The organism is Alteromonas sp. MmMcT2-5, assembly GCF_022348315.1.
Lineage (GTDB): Bacteria > Pseudomonadota > Gammaproteobacteria > Enterobacterales > Alteromonadaceae > Alteromonas > Alteromonas macleodii.
The window spans coordinates 98,759-116,390 of the sequence record NZ_JAKRFB010000003.1 but is presented as its reverse complement, the minus strand read 5'-3'; the positions used below and the strand labels follow the sequence as shown (position 1 = coordinate 116,390).

Here is a 17,632-nt window from a genome sequence, read left to right as displayed (position 1 = left end):
TTACTTCCTTAAATCGCCAATTTCTCTACGCGTCGACCGCCCCATACTGCGTTAACAATAACGCGCGTAACAAGGATTGCGGTAAACATCGAGGTTGCTATACCAATCATCAGTGTAATCGAGAAGCCTTTAATTGGGCCTGTGCCCACGGCAAACAGGATTAAGCCTGCAATGAAGGTGGTAATGTTAGCATCTAGAATGGTAGAAAAAGCACTGTCGTAACCCTGATGAATGGCATGCTGTGGGCTGCGGCCATCACGTATCTCTTCTCGTATACGCTCAAAGATAAGCACGTTTGCATCTACCGCCATACCAACGGTCAGTACAATACCTGCCATACCCGGTAGCGTAAGCGTTGCACCAGGGATCATCGACATAATGCCTACAATCATAACTAGGTTTGTAATCAGAGCGATGTTCGCTACCACGCCAAAGGCTTTGTAGTAAATCAACATGAAAACAAGTACCGCTGCCAGACCATACATAATAGCCTGCATGCCCAGCTCAATGTTTTCTTTACCCAAGCTTGGTCCAACCGTACGCTCTTCAACAATTTGAATTGGCGCAATCAGTGCACCTGCGCGAAGTAGCAACGCTAAGTCACGGGCTTCCTTCGGTGAATCAAGACCAGTGATTTGGAACTTGCTACCCAGTTGCGCACGAATAGTCGCAACCGAGATCACTTGCTCGTGTTTTTCAAACACTAGCTTGCCGTCTTTGTTACGTTCGCCAGTCGACTTGTATTCGATAAACACCGTAGCCATTGGTTTACCAATATTGCCACGGGTTGAGCGAGACATCTTATTACCGCCTTCAGAATCAAGCGAGATATTTACGTTCGGAAGTCCGTACTCATCAACACCGCTATTCGCATCAATTATATGGCTACCGGTAAGCATAATACGCTTTTCAAGCAGTTGTGGAATGCCTTGCTGGTCTTCAATCACTTGAGAGCCAGGAGGAACGCGGCCGTTCAATGCATCACGGATATCGTTCTTCTGATCTACCATGCGAAATTCTAGTGTTGCTGTGGCATTAAGAATCTCTTTCGCACGGGCGGTGTCTTGAATACCTGGAAGCTGCACAACAATGCGATCAGCACCTTGCTTTTGTACAAGCGGCTCAGCCACACCAAGTTGGTTTACACGATTACGAATAATGGTAATGTTTTGCTTAACCGCGTTGTCGCGAATTTCCTGAAGCTTGCTTTCAGCAAAAATAGCGCGAAGTGTTAAGTCGTCCACCTGGTTAAAGGTAAGGTCGCGACTTTGGTTGCGCAAAAAGAACTCTGCCTTGTCTAGCGCATCTTCATCACGGAACGTAATGTCGATATGATCGTCAACCTGTTTTACACCGCGATAACGAATGCCCTCTTCACGCAGCGAAGTACGGAAACCACCCTCTGCGTCTTCTAGCGACTTAGCAATCACTTCGGTCATATCCACTTCCATCAAGAAGTGAACACCACCGCGAAGGTCAAGACCTAGCTTCATTGGCGCGCCACCTAGGCCTTCAAGCCATTCTGGCGTGTCAGGGGCAAGGTTCATAGCCACGTAGTAGTCATCACCAAGCGCCTTTTCAAGCGTTTCGCGCGTTACAAGCTGGGTGTCAGAATCCGAAACGCGAACTAATATTTGTTCATTCTCAAACTCAACACGTTTTGGAGAGATATTCTTTTCACTTAGCGCGGCTTTTACTTGTTCCACAGTGGCGTCAGTTACCACAGCGTCACGGCCTGCTGAGATTTGTACGGCGTGATCTTCACCGTAAATGTTAGGAAGCGCATAAAGTGCACACATTGCAACCACAATGAGTGCACTCAGTACTTTCCAAATAGAGTTTTTGTTTAGCACTGGATAATCCTTTCGTGCCAGTACCGGGAAGCGTCCCGGCCCCGGCTATTGTTACTTACAGTGACTTCATCGTGCCTTTAGGCAGCACAGCAGTTACTGAAGACTTCTGAACAACGATGTTGTTTGAATCGTTAAGTGCAACTTCAATGAAGTCTTTTTCTTCTGACACTTTAGTGATTTTTCCTACCAAACCACCTTGTGTTAACACTTCATCGCCTTTGCTAAGTGACGATACTAGGTTTTTATGCTCTTTTACACGCTTAGCCTGTGGACGGTAAAGCAAGAAGTAAAAGATTAAACCAAATACAGCTAGCATGATGATCATTTCCATGCCGCCACCTTGCGGCGCACCAGCAGACTGTGCGTAAGCGTTAGAGATAAATAGGCTCATAAAATTCCCCAAATATTATCGTTGTTATAGTGCCGGAACCGGCAACCCTTTTTGTTCATAAAATTCTTGTACAAACTCATCAAGCGTACCTGCGTCAATCGCATCGCGAAGACCCTGCATCACACGCTGATAGTAGCGAAGGTTATGGATGGTGTTTAAGCGCGCACCCAGGATTTCGTTACACTTGTCCAAATGATGTAGATAAGAGCGAGAATAGTTTTTACAAGTGTAGCAATCACAATTCTCATCTAATGGCGAGGTGTCGTTTCTGTGTTTCGCATTGCGAATCTTCACTACGCCTTCAGTCACAAACAGGTGACCGTTTCGCGCGTTACGCGTGGGCATTACACAGTCAAACATATCGATGCCGCGACGCACAGACTCTACCAAATCTTCAGGTTTACCCACGCCCATTAAATAGCGAGGTTTATCTTCCGGAATTTTAGGCGCGGTATGATCGATAATGCGGATCATATCTTCTTTCGGCTCACCTACTGAAAGACCACCAATGGCGTAACCGTCGAAGCCAATAGCTTCAAGGCCAGCAAGTGAAACGTCGCGCAGACCTTCGTACATACCGCCTTGAATGATACCAAACAGTGCCGCTGGGTTATCGCCATGGGCTTCTTTACTACGTTTGGCCCAACGTAGCGACATTTCCATTGAAACGCGCGCTTCTTGTTCAGTAGCGGGGTACGGCGTGCACTCATCAAAAATCATCACGATGTCAGAGCCCAAATCGCGCTGAACTTCCATCGATTTTTCAGGCGTAAGTAAGATCTTTTCGCCGTTTATCGGAGAGCGGAATGTTACACCTTCTTCGGTAATTTTACGCAAATCACCCAGGCTAAACACTTGGAAGCCGCCCGAATCCGTAAGGATTGGCTTGTCCCAATTCATGAAGTCATGTAGGTCGCCATGCTGGCGAATAATGCCTGTACCAGGACGAAGCATCAGGTGAAACGTGTTTCCAAGACAGATGTGTGCACCGCTGTCTTTTAATTCTTCAGGGGTCATTCCCTTAACAGTACCGTATGTACCTACGGGCATGAACGCTGGGGTTTCTACAACACCGCGTTCAAACACCAAACGACCGCGTCGTGCTCGGCCTTCGGTTTTTAACAACTCAAATTGCATGTGAAAGCATTCCCACTTTGGTGCGCTTTTGCGCTGGGTATAAAAATAAATTGGCGGCGATTATACCAGTAATTCGGCTGAGATCATGCCCCGTATCTATGTTTATCTGTAACTAAGCTAGAAAGGCCTGCAAAACACCGATTTAAACGCCTGATGTCCTTGAGCAAATGTGCTTAGGCGCGTTCAATAAACATAGAATCTCCATAGCTAAAGAATCGGTATTCTTTCTCTATCGCTTCTTGATACGCCTTCATGACATTCTCTTTGCCAGCAAATGCGCTAATTAACATCATTAGCGTGGACTCTGGAAGGTGAAAATTGGTGAACATTGCGTCTACCACTTTAAACTCAAAACCAGGGTAGATAAAAATCTCAGTATCTTCGTTAAATGGCGCAATAACTTCCTCGTCACCGCGCTCTGCACTTGCCTTTGCCGCTGACTCCAAAGAGCGTACAGAGGTTGTACCCACTGCAATAACGCGTTTACCGTTGGCCTTTGTGGTTAGAACAGCGTCAACCACGTCTTGCGGTACTTCGGCGAACTCTGCGTGCATCTTGTGCTCTTGAATATTGTCAACGCGCACAGGCTGGAACGTACCCGCGCCAACGTGCAAAGTTACAAAGGCCAAATTCACGCCTTTTTCTTTTAACGCAGCCAGTATGGCATCGTCAAAGTGTAGCCCTGCAGTAGGCGCCGCAACCGCGCCCGGCTTTTGATTGTAAACGGTTTGATAGCGCTCTTTGTCTGAACTTTCATCAGGACGGTCGATGTAAGGAGGTAGCGGCATGTGGCCATGGGCTTCTAGCAGCGTTAATACTGTCTCATCGTGGTCAAACTGTAAAATAAATAGCGCATCGTCTCGCCCTGTCACCGTAACATTCACTTTTTCTTCAAGAATAAGCTTAGATCCAGGTTTAGGTGCCTTGCTCGCGCGAACATGCGCTAACGCTGTATTGTCTGATGTGATGCGCTCGATCAGCACTTCAACCTGTCCGCCCGTTTCCTTTTTGCCCAGTAAGCGTGCAGGAATAACCCGCGTATTGTTGAACACCAAGAGGTCGCCTGGCTCTACGAATTTCAGCATGTCAGCGAACATTGTATGCGCCACAATGCCTGTCTTCCCGTCTAAATGTAACAAGCGGCTCGCTGTACGTTGCTGAGTTGGGTATTTGGCGATAAGTTTTTCGGGTAGCTCGAAGCTAAAATCTGATAGTTTCATAAATACGACTAAATCACGGCATAAAAGTTAGACAAAAGTAGAATATTAAGTGCTATTTAAGTTGAAACTAAAGGCTAATAAAAATAGATTTATAGATTAAACCAAAGTCAAAACAAAAACAAAAAGCCTTACTTATCAAAAATTTAAAAAATAACGTATATTATAAAATAACTTTATATTGAACAATATACATACAATTCAATTTATTAAATAGCACTTAACTCCTTAAACGGTTAAGATACCTGCAGATAGTGATGATGTTCTCCCATAAACATTCCTTATCATTCGTACCCAGCACTTGCTGGGTATTTTTTTATCTGCTTATTTTCCCTGCCTACCTTCACTCATCGCAACGTTATTGCGAAGCTTCGATTCCTCTGCGCGACAGGTTAGTTGAATATCGATATCTTATAAACGGCGGTATTTTACGCTGTTTATTGCTGTAGGTCAGTTAAGATTTCCTCTAAAAGCGCCCCATCTAATGGACGCGCCTTCAACACGTACAAAATTTGCAGAAGTAAATCGGCGCCCATAATACCTTTATTTACCTTATTTCTAAGGTTATCTGCGCTTTGCTCCACGCCAATCTCTTCCAGCCTTTGGCTTAACGCTTGATATTTTACGCCGCGCACAGACATCTCAGATTTCACGACTCTTGCTACCGTTTGCCGCCACGCATTTTTAGCACCTTGCGTATTTCCAGTGTTCACACAGCCTCCAAAAACCACACAAATGTGATATATATTTTACAAAAACACACTTTTTTACACTTATAGCATGTATTTAATGTTGACGATTATGGCACAACAGGTCTACACTGCAAGTCTAGATATTGGCGAAGATGAAAATAGTCGTTACAGTAACTTCGGTGGTTAATACAGCAAAGTATCTGTTTTTAATAAAGTGCAGTTGTATAACACACCACTTACGCGACATTCATTTTCACAACTATCGCTTCAATAATTAAAGGAGAAAGGTATGAGCTGGGAACTGGAAAGCATCGAAGCCTTATTTAAAGAGCATGATGACTTTGTGGTAACACGTGAGGAAAACTGCTTACTTATTGCTAATCAAGACGGCATAGATGCCTGGCTTGCTATCAGCGGAGAGCAGATTTTAGTAGAGAGTCTTTTGTTTGCAGCGTCGGAAGTAAAAGATAAGCCAGCGCTAGATCATGAAATATTGTCTACTCATATGGTGTTCCCTTTGACCACGGTAGGCATTTCAAACATTGGTGGTGAAGAGTACTACACTGCCTTTGGTGCGCTAAGTGCCCAGTCAAAAGCCGAAAGTATCGTTATTGAAGTGGAAACCCTGTTTCAGAATGTTGCATCTTTCTTAGATGCCTACGAAACACACCTTAACTAAAATTTACTTCTAAGGAGAAGCGAATGTCAGTGTGGAAAAAATTAGTAACTGCAGTAAAAGGTGGTGCAACCGAAGCTGCTCAATCTGTCGTAGACAGTCAGGCTATTCGAATTCTGGAACAAGAAATTAGAGAAGCCAAAGAAGAATTGCGTAAGTCAGACCATGCACGTACCCAAATCTTGGCAAAGTGTAAACTTTCTCAGCAAAAAGTGGATAGCTTCAATTCGTCAATTGCGGAATACGAAGCTCACGCGCGCAAGGCCATCGATAGCGACCGCCAACTCGCGCTAGACTGTGCGCAAAAGGTGTCTGAACTTAAAGAAGAACGAGACCAAGAACAAACATATCTTGATCAGTTCCAGCAGTCAGAAAAGCAGCTGGCACAAAATATCCAACAGGCGAAAGCGAATTTACGTCGCTTAGAGCAGCAAGTGGATATGGTAAAAGCCACTGAAAGCGTTCAGAAGGCGCAAGTAGCGGTTTCTTCACGCCACATGGGTGCGAATAGTAAAATGAAAACGGCGACAGAGTCACTGTCACGTATTCAAGATAAGCAAAAGATGCGCAATGCTGAGCTACAAGCTGCAGAAGAGTTAGCAAATAATGAATCGAGCAGCGATCTAGAAAAACGTCTAGCCGAAGCGGGCATTAAAGGGGGTAAAACCTCGGCCGATGACGAGCTAGCGCGAATTCTAGGCAAGTAAGTGAGAAAAATGGGAGCTACGCGCTCCCATTTTTAATTCTTGTTACAATAATTTCCTGCGTAAATTACCGTTAAGTAAAGCGCTAACCTAGACAAATCAAGTACTTCAAGGCAGAGTAAGGGCACGCATAACAAGGGCTGTTTCTTTTATGTCTCCATGGATAAAACTGCGAAAAATCATGCTGCAATATTTTGCAGAATCACGCTGGTACACTATTGTCGGTGCCACCGCCTTTTACGCAGTAACAAGCTATTGGCTACTTTACGCTGCAGACGAGCACGATTTAATTACCAACGCCGACTTTATTTACTGGCTGGCGGTCACCGCCTCTACAGTGGGCTATGGTGATTTATCTCCCGTCACGCCAGCGGGAAAACTGGTTGTAGCGCTTTACGTCATACCGCTTGGTTTGAGTATCTTCGCCATGGTAATTGGCCGGATTGCAGCTTGGGTTTCATTAACGTGGAAGAAAGGATTGTTGGGTATGAATAGCTTGATGCTAGATGAACATATCTTAGTAATTGGGTGGAATGAGCAGCGTACTATGCTGCTGCTTGATTTAATACTTCAAGAACGCGATGCCATGCCAGAGCGCCCCGATATTGTGCTGTGCGTGAAGGCCGATATCACTAATCCCATGCCTGGCGTGATTGAGTTCGTGAAGGTAGATTCGTTTAACAAAGACGAAGATATGGATCGCGCTTGCGTGTCCACCGCCCGAACTATTCTTATCGATAACCCACAAGACGATGTCACCATGACTACCGCGCTGTATTGTACTAAGCGTAATCCTGATGCACATCAGGTGGCTTATTTTGATGATGATAGCCTAGTCAGCTTACTTCAGGATCACTGCCCTAAAGTGGAGTGTACACCGAGCGTGGCAATAGAAATGTTAGTTAAAGCCGCTTTTGATCCTGGTTCAAGTATGCTTCATCACGACTTGCTGAGTATTGAAGAGGGCCAAGCGCAATTTTCAGTAAAAATCCCAGAAAGTAGCCACGCCATCTCTGTTGCTAAGTTATTCATTAATTTGAAACGTAAACACGATGCCATCTTTATTGGTTATGCGCCAAATGGCCTTGTGAAAGAAATGGTGGTAAACCCACCGTTGGACGTTACGTTAAACCCGGGTGACACTTTGTTCTACATTGCTGAGCGCCGCATTAACGCAATTAACTGGTCTTCCCTAGACGCTGATTAAGAGGCGTAAACATGTTTAGTAAATTATTTAAAAAATCAGAACCTAAAAAACCTAAGTCGCCAGAAATAATGGGGCTTTATTTAGGTGGCTCTTTCGAGTTAGATAACTTGAAACTTTCGCTATTAGAACCTGAGCTCACTATTGAAGGCGCAGCCCGTTCTCAATTAATTCAAGCGGTAGGTGAAGCCCCCTTAGATACAGGTGGCACTCTGCTTCGCTTTTACACCGACGACGATGGATTTTTACAGGTGGTCACCGACGGCGGCTTGTCTGAGAATCACATTACCGATGTTAAGCTGTGGCACTTTTATGAAACGAAAACCATTGGTAATACTGCTCAGTGGAACGAATGCTTGAAAAACGTTATCAGCCAGCCCACCTATGAGCTTGACGGCAAGGTCTATACCCGCGTGTGGGGGGCAGTGGGCGATGAGTCACCGCCTGTTGCCGTCACTGAAACTACCTATGAAGAAGATGGTGATGTGAGTACCACCGATCAGTTTATGATGCTGTATGAACGCCCAATCAGTAATGACAGAGTTGAAACCCTGCTTGTTGTGGGTGAAGAAAAGCAAGTAGGTAATAATTTAGATAGATGTTTGGTGATTTCAACGGGGTTTGATGTTGAACCTGCAGATATCACTATAAACGGTTAATAAAAAGGGAATAACTATGGATACGATCATGCAATCTTTGGCTGGCCTGGATAACTTTGCGCTTTACTTCGGCTTGTCGATTGTTTTTTTGTTTATCTTCAAATTGGTGTACGCCTTGGTCACACCTCACGATGAATGGAAGCTGGTAAAAGAAGAGAAAAACGTTGCCGCTGCCATCGGCTTTGGTGGTGCTATAATCGGTTTTGCTATCGCCCTTGGCAGCGCAGCTTCAAACTCGGTTGCTGTAGTAGATTTTGCTATTTGGGCGCTTGTTGCTGTGATTGCACAATCCCTAGCGTTTGCCATTTTGCGTTTCAGCTTTATGCCGAAAATCGCTGAGCGCATAAACAATAACGAAGTTTCTGCGGGTGTTATGCTTGCCAGCATGTCTATTGCCGTAGGCTTACTCAATGCCGCTTGCATGACCTATTAAGGGGGCAGCGATGACTGATAAACGAAACACTCAGCTTGATGTTGTTGATAGCGTGCAAGGTGAGAAGCCCGCATTAAAACGCACCAAACATATTGACCTTGGTCGCATGCGCAAAGGTTTTAGCGTGAAGCCTTTAGCATTGGGTGTGGCCAGCGTTATTTTAAGTGGTTGTGGCGGCGAAAAAGAAGACGCCACCATTTACACCTCGCTAGAAGACTGTAAACAGGATTTTCCTGATGCAGTAGAGCGTTGTGAAGCTGCCTACCAGACAGCTGTCGACGAGGCCATGCGCACCAGTCCGCGCTTTAGCTCTGAGTACGACTGCGAACATGAATTTGGCCCTAACCAGTGCCAATATGTGAATAATAGTAGCGGCAGCTTTTTCATGCCGTTCATGGCAGGCTACATGGTGAGCTCTCTGCTATCGCCAAATCGCTATTACTCACAGCCCTTATATACTTCCTATTCATATAATTCACCGTTTCGCTCACGCTGGATAACGGCAGACGGCTATGTGTTCGACGGCGACATTCGCAAAAGAAAATATCGCGTAAACAAAGACGTTTATAAGCCTAAGCCTACCGTGAACCGCACAATGAAACGTGGCGGTTTTGGTAGCAGCGTTCGTGCAAAATCGTCTTGGGGTAGCAGCAGCCGTAAAGGCGGCTGGGGCGGATAACTATGTTTAGAATGCCTTGCCAGCCTCGCAAGGGCTGGCAGCATTTGGCTAACGAGTTTGGTTTTCATTTCCACACCATGTATGGCGAGCCGTATTGGGATGAAAGTGCCTACTACCAATTCACGCTAGCGCAAATTGAAAACGACATTGAAGACCCCACAGCCGAGCTACATCAAATGTGCTTGGCAGTGACCGAAGATGTGGTTAATAGTGAGGAATTACTTACTCGTTTTCGAATCCCAGAGCAACATTGGGACTTAGTAAGAGATAGCTGGCAGGAAAGAGCCCCCAGTTTGTATTCACGCCTTGACCTTGTCTACAGCGGCAAAGGGCCAGCTAAGCTGCTAGAAAATAATGCAGATACGCCCACCAGCTTGTATGAATCTGGGTTTTGGCAGTGGCTGTGGCTTTCACAAAATGTGGATGCCGGCAAACTCGCCCTGCACGCTGATCAGTTCAATAGCTTGCAAGAAAAACTAGTTCATCGCTTTCGCGAAATAGCATTGCACTACAACATTAATCAACTGCACATGGCGTGTTGTAAAGATACCGTAGAAGACCGCGGAACAGTGCAGTACCTGCAAGACTGCGCTACAGAGGCCGGGCTTTTAGCTGACTTCGTTTTTATTGAAGACATTGGGTTAGCGGACACGGGCGTTTTTACCGATCTTCAAGACGCGCCAATTACAGACTGCTTCAAGCTTTATCCTTGGGAGTTTATGCTGCGCGAAGAGTTTGGCGATGTGTTAGAAGATGCCCAAGTTAATTGGATAGAGCCCCCATGGAAATCGATAATTTCCAATAAAGCCTTGCTTCCTCAGCTTTGGAAGAAATTTGAAGGCCACCCTAACCTGCTTCCCGCTTATTTTTCAGATGAAATAAACACAAACACACTATCAGGAAAGTGGATTAAAAAGCCTCTGTTTTCTAGGGAGGGCGCGAATGTTTCTATCATTGAAGGTGGGATTGAGAATAGGCTTAGCGATGGTCCTTACGGCGAAGAAGGCTATATTGTTCAAGCATTTGAACCTTTACCCGTTTTTGAAGGTAACCATACACTCATAGGTAGTTGGTTGGTAGATGACATGCCAGCAGGTATTTCAGTAAGAGAAGATGCATCTGCTATTACCCAAGATCTCTCTCGCTACCTTCCTCATATTATTTTGTAATCTACTTTAGGGGCGTTCGATGAAGCCGCTTTCTTTCCAAATTCGCGTTCTACTGACGCTAGGTGCATTGTTAATCGTAATAGGAGTAGCAAACTTACTTACCGGCAATGCACTTAATCAGTTTGGTGTAGTGCCTCGTACACTTTCAACCTTGCCATATATATTCACAGCCCCTTTCCTTCACGGTACACCCACGCATTTGATGGCTAACTTGGTGCCTCTTTTGCTGTTCATGTGGCTTACTATGCAGTGGGGAAAACGCACGTTTCTTATCGCTACGCTAAGCGCACTGCTTATAGGTGGTTTGGGCGTGTGGCTGTTCGGTAGAAGCGCTACGCATATTGGCGCGAGCGGCATGGTATATGGCTACTTCGGCTTCCTCGTGCTAGCAGGGTTTAGAAGTAACAAAGTGCGGTATTTGCTTATTTCACTAGTAGTTGCAGCGCTATACGGAGGAATGCTGGTTGGTGTGCTTCCCACATCCAAATTTATTTCCTTTGAATATCATCTGTTTGGCTTTATTGGCGGCTTATTTGCCGCATGGCACTGGGCACGCTAATTAGTTTACGTATAATTAGCCTCAAGATAAGACGTTGTAATTAGATATGTCAGCAGTACAAGAACCTACACAAAAAAACCAAGGCTTTTTCGGCAACCTCGCGTTTAACATTGTTATTCCTGTGGTGCTAATGAGTTATGCAAGTTCAGAAGATTACCTAGGCCCTGCGTGGAGCATTGTGGCGGCACTCAGCTTTCCTATTGGTTATGGCCTATGGGATTTAAAAGAGTCGGGAAAGGTCAACGGCTTTTCCATTTTAGGCATTATCAGCGTACTACTTACCGGCGGGTTTAGCTTACTTAAACTGCCCGCAGAGTATATTGCGATAAAAGAAGCCGCTATCCCAGGCATTATCGGTATTGCTGTACTGGTAACCCAATACTCCAATAAACCCTTGGTCAAAATGCTTATTTTGAACGACCAAATCATAAACTGGCCACACCTAAACCAAGTTCTTGATGCGAAAGGAAAGCAGAGCGAGTTTAAAAAGAAAGTCGCGGTTAGCTCTTACATCGTAGCCAGTTCGTTTTTCCTCTCTTCTGCACTTAACTATATTTTAGCTAAAATGATTTTGGTCAGTGAGCCGGGCACTACGGCATACACTGAAGAGCTTGGCCGAATGACTGCGCTTAGCTATCCAGTCATTGTGATCCCGAGCATGATTTTGCTTATTGCAGCGCTCTGGTATTTATTCGCTCAAATCAAAAAAATTACTGGCGAAGAACTCGATAACTTTATTAATCAGTAAAAAGACAATCGATAAGGGGCTTAACGCCCCTTTAACATGCCCTTCCCTACGACTGAAGCTATTACATATTTTGTAATTTAGGCTACTAAAGCAATTTCCTGAAACGCAGAAGAATACTAGCCATCAAATTCCCACACCGCTTTTAACCAAAAAGCGTGAGTATTACGTATACTCTCAATGATAAAAATAACCCATTCTATTAGAACATGTTGGCGCTAATTTAAAGCGCGCATTGCGCCTCTAGCATTACGCCATAAGCGCTGAATATTGCCTATTGCATGCATTCTCGCTCCTTCATGTTCACACTAAGACGGTTCAATACAAAACGGCGAATTATGCTGACAATAAAAGACTTAAAGAAATCTTTTTCAAAGACAGGGGCTCCGCTCATCAACAACCTTAACCTTACCGTAAAGAAAGGTGAATCGGTGAGTATTCAGGGGGCTTCTGGCTGCGGTAAATCTACCTTGCTGTCGCTTATTGCTGGATTTGAGACGCCCGACGGAGGAGATATTTCGGTAAATGGATTGTCGATTGCTGGCAATAGCAAACTCGATAATACATTTAAAGCGAAGGATATTGATAGTTTTCGCAAACAGCATTTAGGTATTGTGTTTCAAAGCTTCAATCTATTCGACTGCTTTAATGCGTGGGACAACATTGCCTTTACTGCAAGGCTAAAAGGTAATGTAGATAACGACTACCAATTAGCGTTAATGGAGCAGCTAGGGATATTACCCCTAGCGCAAAAGCCGCTAAGTCAGTTATCTGGCGGTGAACAGCAGCGCTGTGCCATTGCTAGAGCACTTGTACATCGCCCCTCGCTTATCTTGGCCGACGAACCCACCGGCAATTTAGACGAAACCACTAGTGAAACCGTGTCTGACTTACTCTTTAAAACGTGTAAAGAGGCCAATACTTCTCTTGTTGTGGTAACTCATAGCCAAGACGTCGCAGTAAAAGCAGACGCCGCTTTGCGACTACATAAAGGGGTATTAGAGAGTGTGAAATATAAAACTAAAGAACAAACCTTATCTTCACCAGTAGCAGCAAGCTAATTACAGGTGAAAAACGTTAGCGATATGCGCCCTGTGAAAAAGACACCGAAAACAGCAAGTAGGAAAATAACGTGCTACGCACTCTACTGTTAACACTTTCTAGCTTACTTGCAATGGCAAGGCACAGGCCGTGGGAGCCATTGCTCATTATGGCCGCAATTATACTGGCCAATGCTGGCTTGGTTACCGTTTTGCTTATAAACGAAGGCGCTACACAAGGTGAACTGTTACAGTCAAAGCAAGGGCTTACCTTGGGCAGTATCATCACCCCAGCAGACAGCCGAGCGCGCTTTACACAGAGAGATTATGCCACGGTTCGCAAGCAGGGTTTTACCCAGCTTGTTGCGATAGCTGAACGAGACATCACCCTATCGTGTAATGCCAGCAAGCCCACAACAACTCTCACATTACTCGGTGTTGATACTCAGCCTCTTTTAGGAAGTGCATTTAGAAAGAGAGGTTTTGAAGCGCCTGCCCAAAACGATAGCGCTCTTTCGCTTTCCTATTTATCGCAAAATGCGAAGAAATTTAGTGAAATGGAAAACCAGCAGACGCCAGCGGGACGCGAATTGCGCTCAAATTCTGGGGGCGACTTCGCTGTAAATGGGCTTATTCACCCCTTAACGAACGCAAAACTGGCCTGTCACGACACGCTCAATGAAATCCATAGAAAATCCGCGCCAAGTCCCTATTGGCCTGCAACGGTAAGCGCGTATGTGAGCAGCTTTGCTCCGCAAAATACAATTTTAATCTCTATCGATGAATTTTACAGAGGCGGGGTAACGATTGAGAATGATGAACCTGTTAAGCCTGTTATTCCTGACAATGCTAAACGCGCGCAAGAGAAACAAGCAAAGCAACAGAAAGCTTACGTCCCACTTTCCGGGTTTATTGCATTTTCACCGCTATCACATCAGCATTTAACCCAAATAGAAACCCTACTTGGAATACCTGTAAAGCAAACCACTAGCAATACAGACAATGACACCGGTTCGTTGCCAGATAGTTTTAGATTAAATCTTTGGGCGATGAGTGGACTGATGGGCGTTGTGGCGCTTTTTATAGTACTTAACGCGCTAAACTTGATGTACCGCACGCGGCTACCCAATATCATTCGTTTACGGCAGCTGGGCATATCTCAGCGAATTTTAAGCATTGCCTTATTCACCGAGTTGCTTGTTTACTGCGTAATAAGTATTCCAATTGGCATGTTCATCGGTTTTCAAGCTGCGTCATGGTTGTCACCTGTGATAAACGGTACATTTACGTCGTTGTTTAACGCTGTATTTGTTAACCCAGACGTTAATCTGCTTTTCACCTTCGGCTTCGCATTAACAACGACCTTTATATCGCTAGTTGTTTTTTCGTTAGTTTCTATAGTTAAGCTTTCAAATGCCCTAACCGTAGCACCTGTCAAAAAAGAAAACGCGTTAGGCCAATTTGCCGTAGGTCTTATCTCATTATGTGCCCTACTACTATTATTTATCGCTGAGGGGTTCGTATCTTCTACTGCTTCAGCACTTTTCTTTGTTGCACTGTTACTCCTTACCAGCTGCGCGCTTATTCTTCTTTGGTTACCTATTTTCTCTAGGCTACTGACTAGATTTGTACCAAGACAGTGGCCCGCGTTCCACTACGTCATTGCTAATATGCATTTACTGTCTAGCAAAACCCGTCTCGCCGTTTGTGCATTCTTTATCGCGCTAACCGCAAATATTGGTATGAACACCATGACGGACAGCTTTAGAGACGCCACTGAACAGTGGTTAACGCAAAGGCTTTACGCGCCTTTCTATCTGTACACCGACGCGCCACTTAGTCGTATCGAAACGTTATCTACCAAATCGTTACCTCCGCTTGCTTTAACTCCTTTACTTAAGGCCGAGGGAGCTGTTATTGGCTCATATGCTCAAGAAGAGACACATAAAGAGATACATAAAGAAACACGTGAAGTCAGTAATAGCCCGCCCACTTACGGTTCTATCAGTAGCTACCCCGTTCACCAAAATGGTAAAAAGGCGCTTGTCCTCGATGGTGTAATAAACAACGACCTCAACACAGTGTGGCGTGAGTTTACAGAAGGAAAAGGGGTATTCATCAATCAGCAATTAGCATTTACCCTTAACGCTAAGTTAGGACACACGCTAGATGTAGAAAATATTCGCATTCGTAAAACTGCGAATTCAAGTTCTTCGGCGATTAATACATCTAACGAGGCGTATAGCTCGCCACAAGATAAAACTACTGACCCAACACAAGGCTCACAAAGCAGTTCGTCGAACTCAAACGTATTTGCAGCGACGCCTCAATGGAAAGTACTGGGTATTTATCCCGACTACGGTAACCTGAACGGGCAAATATTAGTGCCTCTTCCCTCATTTAATCGAAACGATGTCCTTATCAGGGATCAACTTTTTTCCGGTGTAGTGGCTATTTACCCAGAGCCGCCTATTGAGACTAACGTGATAGGCGACAACAAACAAAGCACCTATGGAAAGGACATCCTCGAACAGCAGCTAAAATCACAGTTAGGGGAACACCGCGAAATTGCCCTTTATACCCGACAAGCGCTGTTAGATACCTCTATGCAGACCTTTGATCGTACCTTTGTATTAACCGACGGCCTTAACATTACCACCCTATTGGTGGCGGGCGTCGCCTTCGCTGTTTCGCTGACGGTGCTGACCATAGGCAGCGCAGCGCAGTTATCTGTATTGCGTGCCCTTGGCGTTAGTCAGCTTAAAGTAAAAGCATCTCTGTTTGCGCAATATCTGCTGCTTTGTTTTATCTCAGCCTTGCTCGCCATTCCTTTTGGCGTGTACTTGGCCTATGTCTTTATTCAACAAGTAAACCGGCATGCATTTAGCTGGGTGTACCCGCTTTCAATTAATGCAGAGGTTATTCTCTCTAGCGTGGGGTTATCGCTGCTTATCGTTTCACTGGTGCTGTTGTTACCTTTAGGAAAACTTAAGCCGAAAATTGATTTAAGGCAGGAAGTTCAGCTATGAAAAACCATTTAGGTAGCGCCAACACTACGTTTTTGCGATTTAAAGCCAACATCTTTTTAGTACTTGTAGCTGTTTGTTTCACTTTGAATGCATGTACTGAAAACCCAAAAGATGAAAACGAAACTCTGGGAACCTCCACGCCAAACGGCTTTTTTGGAAACATGCAGTCGAGCGACGCCTTTACGCCAGTAAAGCGGGGCTATACTGTTGAATTACCACGCGATCACATGAGTCATCCCGATTTTCAGTTAGAGTGGTGGTACCTCACGTTTGTGTTAAGCGCTGAAGATGGGCAAGAGTTCGGCCTTCAATATACGCTTTTTCGTTTCAATACTGAGCTAGACGCCCCTCAAAGCGCTAGGGCTAATGCTAAAAAGAGTGCTGAAGGTAGCGCCGAAAGTAATGCCAAAAGTAATTATAAAAGTAGCGTCGAAAGTAATGCTAGTCATAGCTCTGAAGATAACCTCCATACTAACGCTAATAGCCATATCGCAAGAAACTGGAGCAATGGCCAGCAGTGGATGGGACATGCTTCGCTGCACACCGCTGAACAGCATTATTTCGAAGAACGATTCGCAAGCGGTGGCGTAGGTAATGCCTATGTGAATCAACAACCCTTTACGACAGTGATTGACGATTGGGTTTGGAAAGCGGCACAGGCGGAGGTCCAAACAGGTGCAGAAAGCAAAGCCATGTTCCCGTCCGTATTAACTTTCTCTTTCGGGCAAAGCAGCACGCTTCATCCGCTTAAAACACGTGAAAAAATCCCCGCTACCTCTGCAGACAGCTTATCAGAATTAAATGACGCGCCAAGCGTTAGCGCCGTCAAAATAGCGCTTAACCTAAACACCTCTGGGCCTTTCATCAAACAGGGGGATAACGGCTACAGTAAAAAAACACAAGACGAACGCCTTCGCTCCTACTATTACAGCCAGCCGTTCATTAACGCGGAAGGTACGTTAAACATAGAGGGCAATAGCGTAAAAGTTGCGGGTAAAGGCTGGTTTGATCACGAATGGACGAGCCACCTAGCCAACAGTGAAGCCATGGGATGGGATTGGTTTTCGCTGCATTTAGACGATGGAAGTAAATTGATGGCGTTTCGCATGCACGCCATGAATGAAAACATGAAAAATAGCAAAAGCAAACACAGCGAAATATTCACAACGGCTAGCTATATAGCGGAAAATGGCACGAAAGAAACTATCGACCAAGCCAACGTATCAATTACGCCAACGGCCTATGAAACAATCAACGAGGGAGAGTCAGCTCGCTCTGTTCCCACCGCTTGGCGCATTCAAATACCAGAAAAAGATATCGACCTATCCATTCGCCCGTTCAAGGAAAGCCAATGGAATAACAGCTTATTTCCCTATTATGAAGGGCGAGTGGATATAAAAGGCTCCCATTCAGGGAGCGGCTTTATGGAATTGACAGGCTACTAA

17 protein-coding genes are annotated in these 17,632 nt (G+C 45.0%); 12 read left to right on the top strand and 5 right to left on the bottom strand.

Annotation, left to right across the window (positions count from 1 at the left end):
• Positions 1-8: 8 nt before the first annotated feature.
• The 5 genes from secD to MHN09_RS04015 all read right to left on the bottom strand — a co-directional run bounded on the left by secD (position 9) and on the right by MHN09_RS04015 (position 5,311).
• On the bottom strand, positions 9-1,853 hold the full coding sequence (gene secD, locus MHN09_RS04035) for a protein translocase subunit SecD (protein ID WP_014950187.1): 1,845 nt from the start codon (positions 1,851-1,853) through the stop codon (positions 9-11).
• 55 nt (positions 1,854-1,908) lie between these two features.
• Positions 1,909-2,244: a preprotein translocase subunit YajC gene (gene yajC / locus MHN09_RS04030; RefSeq protein ID WP_014999069.1), complete on the bottom strand. Its 336-nt coding sequence runs from the start codon at positions 2,242-2,244 to the stop codon at positions 1,909-1,911.
• A 24-nt stretch (positions 2,245-2,268) separates the two neighbouring features.
• Positions 2,269-3,381, bottom strand: coding sequence for a tRNA guanosine(34) transglycosylase Tgt (gene tgt, locus MHN09_RS04025; RefSeq protein WP_014950189.1), 1,113 nt, complete (start codon positions 3,379-3,381; stop codon positions 2,269-2,271).
• Between the two features lie 173 nt (positions 3,382-3,554).
• Positions 3,555-4,601 (bottom strand): tRNA preQ1(34) S-adenosylmethionine ribosyltransferase-isomerase QueA, encoded by a 1,047-nt coding sequence (queA, locus tag MHN09_RS04020; RefSeq protein WP_039228383.1) that lies wholly within the window; start codon positions 4,599-4,601, stop codon positions 3,555-3,557.
• Positions 4,602-5,035: 434 nt separating this feature from the next.
• Complete coding sequence (locus MHN09_RS04015) at positions 5,036-5,311, bottom strand: DUF6471 domain-containing protein (RefSeq protein WP_202942201.1); 276 nt, start codon at positions 5,309-5,311, stop codon at positions 5,036-5,038.
• Positions 5,312-5,579: 268 nt separating this feature from the next.
• On the opposite strand from MHN09_RS04015, the gene MHN09_RS04010 reads away from it, so the two are divergent.
• The 12 genes from MHN09_RS04010 to MHN09_RS03955 all read left to right on the top strand — a co-directional run bounded on the left by MHN09_RS04010 (position 5,580) and on the right by MHN09_RS03955 (position 17,632).
• On the top strand, positions 5,580-5,969 hold the full coding sequence (locus MHN09_RS04010) for a DUF2170 family protein (protein WP_014950192.1): 390 nt from the start codon (positions 5,580-5,582) through the stop codon (positions 5,967-5,969).
• Between the two features lie 23 nt (positions 5,970-5,992).
• Positions 5,993-6,673: a PspA/IM30 family protein gene (locus MHN09_RS04005; protein WP_014950193.1), complete on the top strand. Its 681-nt coding sequence runs from the start codon at positions 5,993-5,995 to the stop codon at positions 6,671-6,673.
• A gap of 148 nt (positions 6,674-6,821) precedes the next feature.
• Positions 6,822-7,877: a potassium channel family protein gene (locus tag MHN09_RS04000; protein WP_170826512.1), complete on the top strand. Its 1,056-nt coding sequence runs from the start codon at positions 6,822-6,824 to the stop codon at positions 7,875-7,877.
• An 11-nt stretch (positions 7,878-7,888) separates the two neighbouring features.
• A complete protein-coding gene (locus MHN09_RS03995) occupies positions 7,889-8,533 on the top strand; it encodes a YjfK family protein (protein ID WP_014979843.1) in 645 nt (214 codons plus the stop codon).
• Positions 8,534-8,549: 16 nt separating this feature from the next.
• Complete coding sequence (locus tag MHN09_RS03990) at positions 8,550-8,966, top strand: DUF350 domain-containing protein (RefSeq protein ID WP_014950196.1); 417 nt, start codon at positions 8,550-8,552, stop codon at positions 8,964-8,966.
• A gap of 10 nt (positions 8,967-8,976) precedes the next feature.
• Positions 8,977-9,645, top strand: a complete 669-nt coding sequence (locus tag MHN09_RS03985) for a DUF1190 family protein (protein WP_014977050.1) — start codon at positions 8,977-8,979, stop codon at positions 9,643-9,645.
• Positions 9,646-9,647: 2 nt separating this feature from the next.
• Positions 9,648-10,814 carry a glutathionylspermidine synthase family protein gene (locus MHN09_RS03980; protein ID WP_239239255.1) on the top strand — a complete coding sequence of 389 codons (1,167 nt, stop codon included), beginning with the start codon at positions 9,648-9,650 and terminating at the stop codon, positions 10,812-10,814.
• Between the two features lie 19 nt (positions 10,815-10,833).
• Complete coding sequence (locus MHN09_RS03975; protein WP_239239253.1) at positions 10,834-11,373, top strand: rhomboid family intramembrane serine protease; 540 nt, start codon at positions 10,834-10,836, stop codon at positions 11,371-11,373.
• Positions 11,374-11,419: 46 nt separating this feature from the next.
• Positions 11,420-12,121, top strand: a complete 702-nt coding sequence (locus tag MHN09_RS03970; RefSeq protein WP_014950200.1) for a VC0807 family protein — start codon at positions 11,420-11,422, stop codon at positions 12,119-12,121.
• 335 nt (positions 12,122-12,456) lie between these two features.
• Positions 12,457-13,179, top strand: a complete 723-nt coding sequence (locus tag MHN09_RS03965; RefSeq protein ID WP_239239251.1) for an ABC transporter ATP-binding protein — start codon at positions 12,457-12,459, stop codon at positions 13,177-13,179.
• A gap of 71 nt (positions 13,180-13,250) precedes the next feature.
• Entirely contained in the window at positions 13,251-16,187 is a 2,937-nt protein-coding gene (locus MHN09_RS03960) for an ABC transporter permease (RefSeq protein ID WP_239239248.1), read from the top strand.
• A complete protein-coding gene (locus tag MHN09_RS03955; RefSeq protein WP_239239246.1) occupies positions 16,184-17,632 on the top strand; it encodes a lipocalin-like domain-containing protein in 1,449 nt (482 codons plus the stop codon). The genes MHN09_RS03960 and MHN09_RS03955 overlap by 4 nt, the downstream gene beginning before the upstream one ends.